This window comes from Streptomyces spiralis, from assembly GCF_014654675.1.
GTDB classification, from domain to species: domain Bacteria; phylum Actinomycetota; class Actinomycetes; order Streptomycetales; family Streptomycetaceae; genus Streptomyces; species Streptomyces spiralis.
This window is the reverse complement of sequence record NZ_BNBC01000019.1, coordinates 165,454-165,684: the sequence shown is the minus strand read 5'-3', so window position 1 is coordinate 165,684 and position 231 is coordinate 165,454. Positions and strand designations below refer to the sequence as shown.

The following is a 231-nucleotide window of genomic DNA, read 5'->3' as shown; positions in this document are numbered from 1 at the left end:
AGCAGGGTGGATTTGCCGCAGCCGGAGGCGCCCAGGAGGGTGACGAACTCGCCGGGGGCGACATCGAGGCTGATGTCGTCCAGGACGAGCTGCGGTCCGCCCGGAGCCGCGAAGGACTTCGAGACGTTCTCAAGGCGCGCCGCGTGTGTTACGGACTCGGCGGCCTTGGCGAGGGTCGTGGCCATGGTCGTCACCTCCTGGGAACTTGTCGGCTACGGGCTTTACTTCGCG

The 231-nt window shown here is 67.5% G+C and carries 1 protein-coding gene; it reads right to left on the bottom strand.

Features of this window, described 5'->3' with window-relative positions; translation table 11 throughout:
- Positions 1-185, bottom strand: a 185-nt coding sequence (locus IE318_RS20935) for an ATP-binding cassette domain-containing protein (protein ID WP_189902544.1), incomplete at its 3' end; no start/stop codon positions are given.
- Positions 186-231: the final 46 nt, after the last annotated feature.